14 protein-coding genes are annotated in these 14,411 nt (G+C 48.5%); 13 read left to right on the plus strand and 1 reads right to left on the minus strand.

The annotated features are described in order from the left end of the window. Window positions 1-273 precede the first annotated feature (273 nt). The 8 genes from EKM99_RS07465 to EKM99_RS07500 all read left to right on the plus strand — a co-directional run bounded on the left by EKM99_RS07465 (window position 274) and on the right by EKM99_RS07500 (window position 6,814). Complete coding sequence (locus tag EKM99_RS07465; protein WP_125582408.1) at window positions 274-1,110, plus strand: energy-coupling factor ABC transporter ATP-binding protein; 837 nt, start codon at window positions 274-276, stop codon at window positions 1,108-1,110. Further along, entirely contained in the window at window positions 1,086-1,958 is an 873-nt protein-coding gene (locus EKM99_RS07470) for an energy-coupling factor ABC transporter ATP-binding protein (RefSeq protein WP_125582409.1), read from the plus strand. The genes EKM99_RS07465 and EKM99_RS07470 overlap by 25 nt, the downstream gene beginning before the upstream one ends. Next, window positions 1,951-2,754 carry an energy-coupling factor transporter transmembrane component T family protein gene (locus EKM99_RS07475; RefSeq protein ID WP_125582410.1) on the plus strand — a complete coding sequence of 268 codons (804 nt, stop codon included), beginning with the start codon at window positions 1,951-1,953 and terminating at the stop codon, window positions 2,752-2,754. The genes EKM99_RS07470 and EKM99_RS07475 overlap by 8 nt, the downstream gene beginning before the upstream one ends. Before the next feature lie 9 nt (window positions 2,755-2,763). Next, window positions 2,764-3,561 carry a tRNA pseudouridine(38-40) synthase TruA gene (gene truA / locus EKM99_RS07480; RefSeq protein WP_125582411.1) on the plus strand — a complete coding sequence of 266 codons (798 nt, stop codon included), beginning with the start codon at window positions 2,764-2,766 and terminating at the stop codon, window positions 3,559-3,561. 139 nt (window positions 3,562-3,700) lie between these two features. Next, the gene (gene rplM, locus EKM99_RS07485) at window positions 3,701-4,144 is read left to right on the plus strand and encodes a 50S ribosomal protein L13 (protein WP_125582412.1); all 444 of its coding nucleotides are present in this window, start codon (window positions 3,701-3,703) and stop codon (window positions 4,142-4,144) included. A gap of 14 nt (window positions 4,145-4,158) precedes the next feature. Beyond that, the gene (gene rpsI, locus EKM99_RS07490) at window positions 4,159-4,551 is read left to right on the plus strand and encodes a 30S ribosomal protein S9 (protein WP_048735562.1); all 393 of its coding nucleotides are present in this window, start codon (window positions 4,159-4,161) and stop codon (window positions 4,549-4,551) included. 232 nt (window positions 4,552-4,783) lie between these two features. Next, window positions 4,784-6,136 carry a TrkH family potassium uptake protein gene (locus EKM99_RS07495; RefSeq protein WP_125582494.1) on the plus strand — a complete coding sequence of 451 codons (1,353 nt, stop codon included), beginning with the start codon at window positions 4,784-4,786 and terminating at the stop codon, window positions 6,134-6,136. Between the two features lie 12 nt (window positions 6,137-6,148). After that, window positions 6,149-6,814: a potassium channel family protein gene (locus EKM99_RS07500; RefSeq protein WP_125582413.1), complete on the plus strand. Its 666-nt coding sequence runs from the start codon at window positions 6,149-6,151 to the stop codon at window positions 6,812-6,814. 333 nt (window positions 6,815-7,147) lie between these two features. Here the strand turns inward: EKM99_RS07500 and asnA are convergent, their stop codons facing one another. Then, entirely contained in the window at window positions 7,148-8,155 is a 1,008-nt protein-coding gene (asnA, locus tag EKM99_RS07505; protein WP_125582415.1) for an aspartate--ammonia ligase, read from the minus strand. A gap of 722 nt (window positions 8,156-8,877) precedes the next feature. Between asnA and EKM99_RS07510 the strand changes: the two genes are divergently transcribed. From EKM99_RS07510 to rfbB, 5 genes are all read left to right on the plus strand, one after another. After that, the gene (locus EKM99_RS07510) at window positions 8,878-9,351 is read left to right on the plus strand and encodes a hypothetical protein (RefSeq protein ID WP_125582417.1); all 474 of its coding nucleotides are present in this window, start codon (window positions 8,878-8,880) and stop codon (window positions 9,349-9,351) included. Window positions 9,352-9,504: 153 nt separating this feature from the next. Next, a complete protein-coding gene (locus tag EKM99_RS07515) occupies window positions 9,505-10,920 on the plus strand; it encodes an APC family permease (RefSeq protein WP_125582419.1) in 1,416 nt (471 codons plus the stop codon). A 54-nt stretch (window positions 10,921-10,974) separates the two neighbouring features. Continuing rightward, window positions 10,975-11,994, plus strand: a complete 1,020-nt coding sequence (locus tag EKM99_RS07520) for a lipoate--protein ligase (RefSeq protein WP_125582421.1) — start codon at window positions 10,975-10,977, stop codon at window positions 11,992-11,994. A 180-nt stretch (window positions 11,995-12,174) separates the two neighbouring features. Next, window positions 12,175-13,239, plus strand: coding sequence for an LCP family protein (locus EKM99_RS07525; protein WP_125582423.1), 1,065 nt, complete (start codon window positions 12,175-12,177; stop codon window positions 13,237-13,239). An 80-nt stretch (window positions 13,240-13,319) separates the two neighbouring features. Next, entirely contained in the window at window positions 13,320-14,333 is a 1,014-nt protein-coding gene (gene rfbB / locus EKM99_RS07530) for a dTDP-glucose 4,6-dehydratase (RefSeq protein ID WP_125582425.1), read from the plus strand. Window positions 14,334-14,411 lie beyond the last annotated feature (78 nt).

Here is a 14,411-nt window from a genome sequence, read left to right on the forward strand (position 1 = left end):
CGGGAGTAATCACGTCCTTAAACGGGATCAATTAGTTACAAATTAATCACTAGAACTGTATGGTATAGAGCGCTACGATGATGGGGAATTCTTTCCGAGTCTAGCTTGAATGGGGGCTAACGCCTCAGCGCCGTCAGTTTGTTAGTGATTTTTTTTGTGTACTTTTTTCTGGACAAAACGGTCGTAAAACAAAAACTACCGGAACACTTCGATAATGGCGTAAACTTTGATATAATTAGCGGTGACTTTTTCACTAGGAGACGTAAAATACGGATGGCAAATATCATTGAAGTGAAGCATCTTTCATATAAATATGACGAAAATCAACGGCCGGCTTTAAAGGACGTTAGTTTCGACGTACACGCTGGTGAGTGGTTGGCCATTGTCGGACACAACGGTAGTGGCAAATCGACCTTAGCGAAGTCGTTAGACGGCCTCTTGCCCTTTACTGAAGGCACCGTGACAGTAGATGGGATACAATTGACGCCTGAGACCGTTTGGGACGTCCGTAGTAAGATTGGCATGATCTTTCAGAATCCAGATAACCAATTTGTGGGAGCTACTGTTGAGGATGACGTTGCGTTTGGGTTAGAAAATCGGCAAATTCCCCGTGCGGACATGTTGCCGCGGGTGCAGGCGGCCATGGAAGAGGTTGGGATGTCTGAGTTTGCGCAACGGGAACCTAGTTCGTTGTCTGGTGGCCAGAAGCAGCGGGTCGCGTTGGCCGGTATTGTCGCCATCGCGCCTGACATCTTGATTTTGGACGAGGCGACTAGCATGTTGGATCCCCAGGGGCGAAGTGACATGTTGAAGCTGGTGCGGCAGTTGCGGAGTAGCCAGCAGTTGACGGTTATTTCGATTACCCATGATATTGATGAGGCCGCCGGTGCAGACCGAATCTTGGTGATTGACGACGGCCAACTGATTGAGGAGGCTCAACCGGCGACCATCTTTGCACGGGGAGAACGGCTGGTCGACATGGGATTGGATTTACCCTTTACGGCAAAGCTGAAGATTGCACTGCAAAAACGCGGTGTGACCGTCCCAACGGCATACCAAACGACGGCTGAAATGGAGGAATGGTTGTGGCAATCTCTTTCGAACACGTAACGTATACCTATCAGGCTGGCACACCATTGGCCCAGACGGCCGTTCAAGACGTCTCGTTCACGGTACCTGATCACGGCTATCTGGCCATCATTGGTCACACGGGTAGTGGGAAATCGACCTTGATTCAACAAATCAACGCGTTGTTTAAGCCGACCAGTGGTGAGATTCACGTGGATGACTTTACGGTGACGCCAACCACCACGAATACTGACTTAAAGCCGCTACGGCAGCACGTGGGCATGGTGTTTCAATTTCCAGAAAGCCAATTATTTGAGGAGACCGTACGCAAGGACATTGCTTTCGGTCCGCAAAATTTTGGTATGAGTGAAGACGACGCCAACGCTTTAGCCGACGAAATGTTGACTAGGGTCGGTCTTGACAAAAGTTATGCCGAGCGGTCGCCGTTTGAACTTTCTGGGGGCCAAATGCGGCGGGTCGCCATTGCTGGTGTGCTTGCCATGCAACCCCAAGTGCTGGTATTAGACGAACCAACGGCGGGGCTTGATCCTCAGGGAAGACAGGCGATGATGCAGCTGTTTGAGCGGCTCCACCGGGAGCAGGGGCTGACCATTGTGCTGGTGACTCACCAAATGGAAGACGTGGCCGAATACGCTGAGCAGGTGGCTGTAATGCGTGACGGCAAATTGGTCAAATTTGGCCAACCCCAAGACGTGTTTGCTGATCCACAATGGTTACGAGAAAATCAATTGGACGTGCCACGCGCAGCACAATTTGCCCAAGAACTGGGTAAGCGGGGCGTTCAGTGGAATAAATTGCCGTTGACCGCAGACCAGCTAGCCGATCAATTAGTGGCTCGCTGGCCAGGCGAGGGGGCGGACCATGTCTAATAAGTTTATTTTTGGCCGTTACTTACCGCTGAACTCGGTGGTGCATCGGCTGGACCCCCGGGCAAAATTGCTTTTGAGCTTTTGCTATATTATTTTAGTTTTCTTAGCCAACAACCCGTTAAGTTATGCTGTGCTGATTGTACTAACTATTGGATCAATTTTGGCCTCAAAAATTAGTTTGGGTTTCTTCTTGCGGGGCATTCGACCGCTACTTTGGTTGATTGTCTTTACGGTGATCCTCCAGCTATTGTTTAGTCCGGTCGGTGGTCACACCTATTTTCACTGGGCCTTTATTAATATCACGCAATTTGGCTTGATCAATGCCGGATACATTTTTATCCGGTTCTTGTTAATTATTATGATGTCTACGCTGTTGACGCTATCCACACAGCCATTGGATATCGCCACTGGTCTGGCCTCCTTGATGAAACCCTTGCGGTGGCTGCGGGTGCCTGTTGATACATTGGCAATGATGTTGTCGATTGCACTCCGATTCGTGCCAACGTTAATGGATGAAGCAACTAAAATTATGAACGCCCAGCGTGCACGGGGTGTTGATTTCGGCGAAGGCGGGCTGTTTAAACAGGCCAAGTCGTTGATTCCCCTGATGGTTCCTTTATTCATGAGTGCGTTTAACCGGGCCGAGGATCTTTCCACGGCAATGGAGGCACGGGGATACCAGGACAGTGAACATCGCAGTCAGTATCGCATTTTAACGTGGCAAAAGCGGGATACGATTACCTGGCTGTTATTTTTGATTGGATTTGCGGCGATTCTCGCTTGTCGCCATTGGTAGGAGGATTTCATGCAACGCTATAAAGTAATTTTTATGTATGACGGCACTAACTTCGCCGGTTTTCAACGGCAACCGAATAAGCGGACCGTGGAGAGTGCCTTGACGAAAGTTGTCAATAAAATGGCGAAGGATCCGGAGCCAGCAATCGTCATTTATGGCTCCGGCCGAACCGACGCAGGCGTCCATGCTTTGGCCCAGGTGGCCCACTTTGACTTTCCCTTCTACATTCCCGCCGAGAGCATGCGCAAGGGCTTAAACAGCATGCTACCCATGGATATGGAGATCCTCAGCGTGGCAGAGGTTGCACCTGACTTCCATGCGCGGTATGACGTGTCTGGAAAGCGGTATTTGTACCGGATGGATCTCGGCGAATTTCGCAATCCCTTTAAGCGCAACTACACGGGCCACTGGAAGTTTCCGGTCGATATCGCGAAAATTAATGCGGCTTTGCAGGATTTAGTCGGGGAACACGACTTTACCAGTTTTGTGGCTTCCGGCGCGCAAACGCGGACCTTTGTCCGGACGATTTATGAAGCCACCTGTCACATTGATCAAGCCAATCATGAATTAGTTTTTGAATTTTATGGTAACGGGTTTATGTACAATCAGGTCCGAATCATGGTGGGCGTCTTGGTCGAAATTGGGGCCGGCACCCGACCCGTGCATGACATTCCCCGGCTGTACGCGGTCAAGGATCGCAAGCAGGCCCGCCGAACGGTTCCGGCCGCCGGCTTGTACTTAAAACACGTTTATTATCAGGGTGAAGATCCGGCTCACCCGACAAAATTACCTGAACGTCAACGGTAAAATTTTGTTAGTGCGGCAAACAATCATTGACTTTATGGTGAAAACTTTGTATTATGGTTGTTGGTATTGTTTGCCCCACGATAAGCCCCGGAAAGTTTACTTGGTGTCAGACAAACACAGATTTATGGAGGAATTTAACGTGCGTACAACTTATATTGCAAAACCTAGCGACATTGATCGCAAATGGTACATTGTCGACGCAACCGACGTTAGTTTAGGCCGGCTTGCTTCAGTCGTTGCTACTGTATTACGTGGTAAGAACAAGCCAACGTTCACCCCTAACGTGGACACTGGTGATAACGTAATCGTCATCAACGCTAGCAAGATCGCTTTGACTGGCCGTAAGGCTACTGACAAGATTTACTATCACCACACTGGTTTTCCTGGTGGCTTAAAGTCACGGACTGCCGGTAACTTCCGGGAAGAAAACCCAGAAAAGTTGATCGAAACTTCTGTACAAGGTATGCTCCCTAAGAACTCCTTAGGTCACCAAATGGCATTGAAGCTTCACGTGTATGCTGGTGAAGACCACAAGCACGAAGCACAAAAGCCAGAAGTATTAGACATTACTAACCTTATCTAAGGAGGAAAACCAAATTGGCACAAGTTCAATATCGCGGCACTGGCCGTCGTAAAAACTCCTCTGCTCGTGTACGTTTAGTACCCGGCTCAGGCAAAATTGTTATGAACAAAAAGGCAATCGAAGATTACATCCCATTCGCAAGTATTCGTGAAGTTGTTTTACAACCATTCAACGTTACGGAAACCCTTGGTAACTATGATGCATTAGTTACTGTGCATGGTGGCGGTTTCTCCGGTCAAGCCGGCGCAACTCGTCATGGGATCGCTCGGGCATTGCTCGAAGTTGACCCAGATTTCCGTGGACCATTAAAGCGTGCGGGTCTCTTGACTCGTGATGCTCGTATGAAAGAACGGAAGAAGCCAGGTCTCAAGAAGGCCCGTAAAGCTTCACAATTCTCCAAGCGTTAATATTTCGATATTGGCAATTGGAAAATCCTCACCATTCAGTTGGTGGGGATTTTTTGTTTAGCTGACATTTATGTCAAAAACGGCATCGTCGCCAGCGACGAGATTCGTCAGTTGCCTATATCGTGGCCGTCAATAACGGTTGGCTAGGTCAGTGATCTTACTTGAAATGGGTATTGTTTTCCCAGACGGATTGTCTTAAGCTGGAGAGAATAGCTAATAGGAATGAGATATGATGGAAAAAATTACGCATTCGAGATTATTTGATACTTTGTCCAAAAAGATGGTGTGGGGCTTCATCTTCCTGATTACGATTGGGACGGTATTGTTGAGCTTGCCCGTTGCCACGAACGAGGCGCAGGGGTCGACACTCATTAACACCTTGTTTACAGCAACTTCGGCTACCTGTATTACGGGGCTAACGGTCGTCAATACGGCTGAGCACTGGTCCTTTTTTGGTCAGGTAGTGATTTTGGGTCTCTCTGAGATTGGTGCGTTGGGATACATGACGTTTGCCGTGTTGCTGTTCAACATTATTCGGCGCAACCTCGACCTGTCAACGCAATTGATGGTGAAAGAGTCGTTAAACTTAGAAAACTTGAGTGATACCAAGAGCGTCATGAAATACGTTGTCGGCCTCTCTGCGCTCTTTCAGGCTGGCGGGGCATTCCTCCTGGTATTTGATTTTATTCCGCGTTACGGTTGGAAACGGGGCTTATACGCGTCCGTTTACCACGCCGTGATGTCGTTTTGTAATGCGGGGTTCGATATTTTCGGTAACAGTCTGATGGGCTTTCGCGATGATTCCTACTTGTTAACGGTCACGATTATCCTCATCATCGGTGGGGGACTCGGCTTCTTGGTATGGCGGGATCTCTTGTTGTACCATGAACGGAAACGCTTGAGTCTGAACTCGAAACTCACCCTGGTCACGACGGGCGCGTTGTTTGTCACTGGATTTTTGCTCTTATTATTGACCGAACGTGACCTGTCACTCTTACCGAAAGATACGTCTTGGTTCAACCGGACAATCAACACGTTGTTTCTCAGCGTCACGCCCCGGACGGCCGGATTAATTACCTTACCGACAAATGATCTGCAGTCGGGGAGTATTTTTATTATTATGATTCTAATGTTCGTTGGTGGGACGCCAGGCTCAACAGCTGGGGGGATCAAGACGACCACGTTTGGTGTTCTGATGTTACAAAGCATTGCCCAGTTGCGTGGCAAGAAGGACGTTGAATTCAGTCGGCGCCGTTTCAGTCAAACGAACATCAGTCGTGCGCTCCTGTTGCTATTCTTGGCCAGCGTGGTGATTGTGATTGCGACGCTCATTCTGACGCAGACCGAAAAGATTCCCAAGGGTTTTGGCCTCGAGTATATCGTGTTCGAAGTTCTGTCAGCATTTGGAACGGTGGGGCTGAGTCTGGGGTTAACACCGCACCTTACCGTCATCGGCAAATTGGTCATTATGATGCTGATGTTTGTCGGTCGGGTCGGAATCTTTACCTCCCTATACTCGCTGTCTAAGCGCCAAACGAAGGTCAACCAGATTCGGTATCCGGAAGAAAACATTTTAATTGGTTAGGAAGTTATGACAATGACGAAGAAAAGTTTTGCGGTGCTCGGTCTGGGACGTTTCGGTCAGAGTGTTGTGCAGACGCTGGTCGAGGCCCATCAGGATGTGCTAGCGGTCGATGTGAAAGAGGAGCCCGTCAATGCGATGATGGACATTGCGACGCAGACCCTGATTGCGGATACGCGGGACGAGGACGTTCTCCGCGGACTGAACATTGATACCTTCGACTACGTGATTGTCGGTATCGGCAATAACATGGAAGCCAGCATTCTAACGACCATGTTGACCAAGGAGCTGGGGGCTAAAAAGGTGATTGCCAAGGCCGAAACCAGCGATCATGGTCGCGTCTTGAAGCGGGTCGGGGCGGACCAAGTCATCTTCCCCGAACGGGACATGGGCCACAGTATCGTCCGGAAATTGTTGTCCAATCATATTCTGAATTTTATTGACCTCAGTGATGAATACACGCTAGCCGAGGTGGTTATTACCGATCCCACCTTCGTGAATCAGGACTTGGTCAAACTGAATTTGCGCCAGCGCTTCGACTTAACCATCATTGCCATTCAGCACGGGCACAAGATTAATATCTCGCCGCAACCGACAGATATTGTCCAGTTACATGACGTGTTGACGGTTGTTGGGCCAATTGCCAACGTGGAAAAATTGGATGAAACTTTAAAAAAATAGCCTAAAAATGCCACTGCCCGGGATCGGATGATCACCAGGTAGTGGCATTAGTTTTGTCTTTTATTAGGGCTGAAATCTGAAGTGTGGGTGCGACCGTCTATCATAGTGAGAATTGAACACTAGCGCATTGGCACCATCAGTTAAATCTACCGTCTGACACAACACGTTTCGGCAATGTAAAATCGGGAATCATGTGTCATGGCAGGCTTCAAACCGAGCCGGAGGACCGATCCTCAGGCGGCAGGAGGTCCCCACAGCAGCCGGAATCTCTGGCAGCCGTAGGTGGCAATTTCCCACTATTTTATGAACTAAATCCCTGTTAGCTGGGCCGGTTTACAGCAGATGAATCCCGTGAGCTTCACATTGGTCGTGCATTTCTTGTGGCCAGAGGGCAGCTTGGACTTCACCGACGTGGGCTTTACCCAAGAGCAACATGCACAGTCGGGATTGGCCGATACCGCCACCAATGGTGTAAGGCACCTCTTCGTTCAGAACCATTTGGTGATAGGGCAGGTTCGTCCGGTCCTCAGCGTGCGCAAGCTTTAATTGACGCTTCATTGCGGCAGCGTCAACCCGAATACCCATGCTGGAGATCTCAATGGCTTGTTGTAACGGTTCGTACCAGAACATGATGTCCCCGTTTAACTGCCAGTCATCGTAGTCGGGTGCGCGGCCGTCATGACGTTTGCCACTCTTCAGGGCATCCCCAATTTTCATAAGGAAGACACAGCCCAATTTCTTACTGATGGCGTTTTCGCGTTCGCGGGGCGTCATGGTTGGGTACATATCTTCAAGTTCTTGCGTGGTGATGAAGTGAATTTCGTCAGGCAAGTGGTGAACGGCTTTGGGAAATTTGTACCAAACTTCGTGTTCCATGTGCTTGATGACCTTAAAAATAGTGCGAACGGTTTGTTTCAGTGTTTCCTCGGTCCGTTCGTCCTTGGCAATCACCTTTTCCCAGTCCCACTGGTCCACGTAAGCGGAATGGAAGTTGTCGAGGTCTTCATCTTTACGAATGGCATTCATGTTAGTGTATAGGCCTTCATGCATCTTAAAACCGTAGCGCTTCAAAGCCACGCGTTTCCATTTAGCCAGTGAGTGGACAATTTCGATGGTTTCATCCCCCATGTCGGCCATGGTGAAGGAGACGGGCTTCTCGATACCGTTCAAGTTATCGTTCAGTCCGGTAGACTTTTCAACGAACATGGGTGCGGAAAGGCGAGACAAGTTGAGCTGCTCCCCAAATTCTTCTTGGAAGGTTTCGCGAATGTACCGGATGGCAGATTGTGTTTCCCGAACGGATAATTTTGGATCGTATGATTTTGGAATGATTAAATGCATAAGCTATTTCTCCTTCTATGGGCCAAATTTAAGATAAAACAAAAAGGTTTTCCATCCCTTGTATAGACAAGGGACGAAAAACCTTTTCGCGGTACCACCCAAGTTGTCGATCCCAATGATCGGCCAGCTCAATTAGAGTACAAACATACTCTACCGATGGTAACGTACCGGTTAACGGCTTACCCTAGCGTGACTGAGTCATTTCAGGAAGCAACTAAGAAAGTGTTTTTCGGTTAAATCAAACGCTGATTGGGTTCGCACTAACTCCCAACTCACTGACAGGCTGATCAAACGTACTCCTCTTTCCTACGTTTTTTATCTTGTGGCATTAATACTAGCACCAATTTCAAAATTGTAAATGCCTAAATTAAAATTCAACGAGATTTTCTCTGGTTGATAACTCATTGAATGTTGCGACTCAAGTAGTAGAAACGTTACCGAAAATGCGGTGAAAAAATTTTGTTATATTTTGAAATTAGTCTCGTAATGGCGGCTTTTGATAAATATATTTATCAGAGTTTAAGATTCTCTGTAGCTCGGAAAGTAGGTCTAGACCGGTGGCTAGTAGCACGGTATGCTGGGGGTAATTTTAAGGGAGTAGGGGATGACCAGCATGCATTTTGAGGAGCTATTTACTATGAGCGGCCACTTGAATGGTTCAGCCAAGGCACTAGAGTTCGGGACGACCATCAGTGAGCGCGTGCGGCCTCAGGGAGGCAATCATGAATCTGGACGATGAGGCTTTGAAAAAGTTGATTCGCACGTTGATTTTGCAGTTGCGCGACGCGGGCATTCACGTTGAAGTCACCAGTCATCGGACCCCGAGCCTGTATTTACACTTAGATCACGACATTTTAAAGGAAATTCGGATCAGCGACCATCACATTGGCAAGAAATCCCGACACCGCGTAGGTTACGACATTCAAATCAATCGGGAGCGCCATCGGCAATACTGCGCTGAGACCCGCTGTTTTCAGTATGGTCGCAACAATGCGTTAGCGGCGGCGACGAAGGCCATTTTTGACCGCGATTCAAAGGTGGCAGCAATGGGCGGCCGTAACTATCGACAGTTAGTGGAGTTGGCCCAGGAACATCCGCAGTTACCGCATAAGGCCGCTGCGTTTGAAAATAAACTCAGTGCCTTCTTAGATTCAGCACCACTTGGTGGTGGACGCCGGGAACGGCCGCGCTATTAAAACTAGAAACACTAACTTAGCAAAAACGGAGGTTAGTCCCCGTTGTTATCCGTTTTCATCCGATTTTCTATTGACAATCCAGCCAAATAAAATTAGACTATGATAATTGGTTTAATCGAATTCTCATTAATCATTTGGAAGGAGGGGTCGCTTTTGAGCCGACCACATCAACTCTTTATTAAGAAACAGGTGCAGACGGATCTCTACAAGAAAACGGGGCTGGAAAAAACCTTAACCGCATTCAGCCTAACGACGATGGGTATCGGTGCCATTGTGGGCTCCGGAATTTTTATCACGCCGGGACTGATTGCTGCCAACTATACCGGACCAAGCGTCATGCTATCGTACCTGATTGCGGTGATTGTTTGTGCCATGGCGGCGTTATGTTATTCTGAATTTTCGTCCACAATTCCCTTAGCGGGGAGTGCTTATACTTACGTTTACGCCGTTTTTGGTGAATTTGCCGCGTGGATTCTTGGCTGGGCGCTGATTTCCGAATACCTCTTTGCGGTTTCTTCAGTAGCCGTGAGCTGGTCATCGTACTTTCAGAATCTCCTAGCCGGCTTCGGTATGAAGCTACCGCCGGTGTTGCAAGCGGCTGCCGGAACTGCTGGCGTTAAGGGGGGCGGCATCGACATCATTGCCCTCGTCATCACTATGCTGGTTGCATGGTTATTATCAAAAGGGATTCGCGAATCCGCTAAAATTAATAATATTATGGTTATCGTCAAGATCTTGGTTATTTTACTGTTTATCGGTATTGCTATTTTTTACGTTAAGCCAGCTAATTACAATCCCTTTCTACCATTTGGGACTAGTGGGATTTTCAAAGGAGCTGCGGTTACCTTCTATGCATACATCGGTTTTGATGCCGTCTCCACCGCTAGTGAAGAAGTTAAAAATCCCAAGCGGAACATGCCCATTGGGATTATCAGTTCTCTGTTGGTCGCAGCCGTCCTGTACGTGAGTTTGTCTGCGGTACTCGTGGGTGTGGTTCATTATTCGAAATTGAATGTAGCCGATCCGGTGGCCTTAGCGTTGACGTTGATTCACCAGGACTGGGCATCCGGTGTCATTTCCTTTGGGGCAATTGTTGGGATGACGACCGTCTTAATCGTCATGTCATATGGTGGCACGCGGCTACTCTTTGCGATCAGCCGGGATGGTTTATTGCCAGCATCTCTAAAGAAACTCAATCCCAAGACGCACGTGCCGGTGGCCAACACCTGGATCTTTGGCGCGATTGCCAGCATTTTTGCGGCGGTCATTCCCATTGATAAGATTGCGGAGTTGGTTAACATCGGGACGCTTTCAGCATTTGCCATGGTTTCTTTAGGAATTGTCTTTCTCCGTCACGATGAACGGTTTAAAAACCTCGACACGTCCTTTAAGGTGCCGTGGTATCCTTACTTGCCAATTATCTCTTTCCTAGCATGTGTGTACCTGATGACCCAACTCCAACCGTTTACCTGGGAAGCTTTTGGTGTCTGGGTAATCCTAGGGCTGATTGTGTACATCACGTATGGTTACCGCCACAGTCAGGTCCGTCAGATTAAAGACGCTGGATAACGCTTTCATTTTTCGTGGTAGAATGGTCGTAGACTAATCGAGAGGGATGACTTGATGCGTTACTTAGCAAGCTCAAGTTTAGATATTCGCCAAAATTTGGCAATTGAAACGTACCTGATGGAACATGCCGACTTAACGGAACCCATCTTGTATTTTTACGTGAACGCTCCCTGCATCATCGTGGGGCGGTATCAAAACGTTTTGGCAGAAATCAATCAACAGTACGTGAAGGATCATCAGATTATTTTGACGCGGCGGACCTCGGGTGGGGGCGCTGTGTATGACGATCTTGGAAATGTCAGTTTTAGCTTTATCACTAAGGACGATGGGGATGCGGTTGGTAACTTTAAACGCTTTACCGATCCCGTGATTAAGGCCCTTCATCAAATGGGAGCGACCGGAGCAGCCATGACGGGTCGCAATGACTTAACGATTGACGGCAAGAAATTTTCTGGCAACGCCATGCACGTGGAAAATGGCCGCATGTTTTCCCACGGCACCTTGATGTACGACGTTGACCAGACGCAGATTGCTAAAGCCTTGCAGGTGCCAGCCGATAAGCTAGCTACCAAGGGAATCAAGTCCGTTCGGAGCCGCGTGACTAATCTGAAACCATACTGTGCGCCTGAATACCAGAATTTAACGATTGAAGAATTTCGTGACACGTTAGCCAAAGAGATTCTTGGCGTCAGTGATTTGCGGCAGGCACACCAGTATGAACTGACGGACGCGGATCAAGCGGGCGTTAAGGTCCTGGCAGATAAATACTTTAATAATTGGGATTGGATCTACGGCAATGATCCGGCTTATTCCTTAACACGACGGCAACACTTTGCCGCGGGAACGGTGGAGTTTGATTTAGACGTGGACCAAGGAAAAATCAAAGCCATCCAGATTCACGGCGACTTCTTTGGCCAGTTACCAATTGAAGACGTTACGCAGCAACTGACAGGGGTGACTTACTCGTTATCCGCCATTCAGGCCGTCTTTGAACAGCTGGACGTCCCGAGTTACTTTGGCAAGATTCCAACGGCGGACTTGGTGAACCTGCTGGCAAAACAACCAACTGCTTAATCAAATTCATGCGAAATAGAGCGTGACTGCGAAGACGGTGACGCTTTGTTTTTTTCTTAAGCTTCCAGAGAACTTAGGTCACGTTAAGACTTAACCCCTATAATGGTCAAGTCGATTATAAATGGAAAAATCCACCAGTTGGTTACGTGCCGACTGGATTGAAAGGGTGGGTACCAAACCATGGAAATGGAAAAGCGGCAACGACCGCGTCGAAAAAGACATCCAATTCGGAATCTCTTTATTATCTTGATCATCGCCTTAATCGGGGGCGGCGCTGCTTATGGGATGCACAAGTATCAGAGCATTAAAGACAGTGTTGACAAGACCTATAAGTCATCTGGCGTCAAGAAGTTACGAAACGTCAACGAAGTTCTCAAGAAAAAACAACCGGTCTCGATTCTCTTAATGGGGACGGATACCGGGGCACTCGGTCGGACGTTTGCGGGTCGAACGGATAGTATGATGGTCGTGACCATCAATCCAACGACAAACAAAACTACGATTACTAGTCTGCCGCGAGATACCGCAGTAACCATTCCTGGCTTCGAAGATTACGGCATCTCGAAGATTAATGCTGCATACGCCTACGGCAAGTCTAAGACGGCTATCACCACGGTTCAGGATATGCTGAATATTCCGATTGATTTCTACGCCATCATCAACATGGGTGGCATGGAGAAAATCATCGATGAAGTTGGTGGGGTTGACTTGAAACCAACTTTAACGTTTAGCTACGGTGGTTATTCATTTAAGAAGGGCGTTAAGACCCACATGAACGGGAAAAAGGCCTTGGCTTATTCTCGGATGCGTGATGATGATCCGCTCGGCGATTATGGGCGGCAAACGCGGCAACGGAAGGTTATCATGGCCTTGCTCAACAAGTCCAATTCGGTGACCTCATTGTTAAATGAAACGTTCATCAGTTCATTGTCGAAACAGACGCAAACTGACCTGACGTTCGATGACCTGACGGCTTTAGCGGCGAACTACCGGAAGGCAACGTCAAGCATCAAGACGACTCATTTGCAAGGGACCAGTGAGACTATTAATAGTCAAAGCATGGAAGTGGCATCAAAGACCGAACTGCAACGTGTGACGAATTACATTCGCAATGCGCTAGGATTAGCACATAAAACAACCGGAACCATTGCCCAGGTGGACAGTACGACCGGTACGACGACAACTACCAGTGACACTGGTGGATCCAGTGATTCCGGTAACGGTGGACCTGGCGGCGGCTACTAGTCCGCTCTTAAAGACACGAAAATTCTGTGATTAGAATTTCGTGTTTTTTGTTATGATGAGGTGTGCAGGAGGTGCTTAACGTGAAAAATTTGTTAGTTACCGGTGGGGCCGGGTTCGTTGGGGTCAACTTTGTCCGTTATGTGGTGGCGAATCAGCCGGGGGTTCACGTGACCGTCTTGGATAAGCTGACGTACGCTGGTAATCGCATCAACTTAGCAGGACTGCCAGCCGACCGTGTGAAATTAGTGGTTGGCGACATTGCTGATCCGGTGGTGGTGAATCGATTAGTTGCAGAAACGGATGCGGTCATCAATTACGCCGCCGAAAGCCATAATGACCGGTCGTTGCGTAATCCGGCCCCCTTTATGCAAACGAACATCGGCGGCACCTACACGTTGTTAGAAGCCTGTCGGAAATTTGATGTCCGGTACCATCAAATTTCAACGGATGAGGTTTATGGCGATCTGCCAATCTCTAGCGCACAACAGCCAGAAGAAAAGTTCACCACCCAATCCCGGTACCAACCCAGCAGTCCGTATTCTGCCACCAAAGCCAGTGCGGATCTGCTGGTTGGCGCATGGGTCCGGTCGTTTGGGGTCCGGGCGACCATCTCCAACTGTTCGAATAATTATGGTCCGTACCAGTACAGTGAAAAATTTATTCCCCGGCAGATTACCAACATCTTGAGCGGTCGGCGTCCTAAACTTTACGGTGCGGGTGCCAACATCCGTGACTGGATTCACGTCGATGATCATTCACGCGCCGTTTGGGAAATCCTAACCCGGGGTAAGATTGGCGAGACGTATCTGATTGGGGCCAACGGCGAGCACAGTAATCGAGAAGTGTTAGCTTTGATTCTGAAACTAATGGGCCAACCAGCTGATGCCTTTGATTTCGTGAAGGATCGTCCAGGACACGACGCTCGTTACGCGATTGATGCCAGCAAGCTCCAGCAAACGCTAGGCTGGCAACCGCAAGTGACGGATTTTGAAGCCGGGCTGGAACGGACCATTCGCTGGTATCAGGACCATGAGGTTTGGTGGCGCGATAGCAAAGCAACGGTTGAAGCTGGGTACCGTGAGAACGGGCAATAGCTGACCTACATGTAGCCTAAAAAATACCCCCACCTATGTATCCGGAGAGGGCATTTTTTAAGTTGATGTTTATTTCAA

It is taken from the genome of Levilactobacillus cerevisiae, from assembly GCF_003946245.1.
GTDB lineage: Bacteria > Bacillota > Bacilli > Lactobacillales > Lactobacillaceae > Levilactobacillus > Levilactobacillus cerevisiae.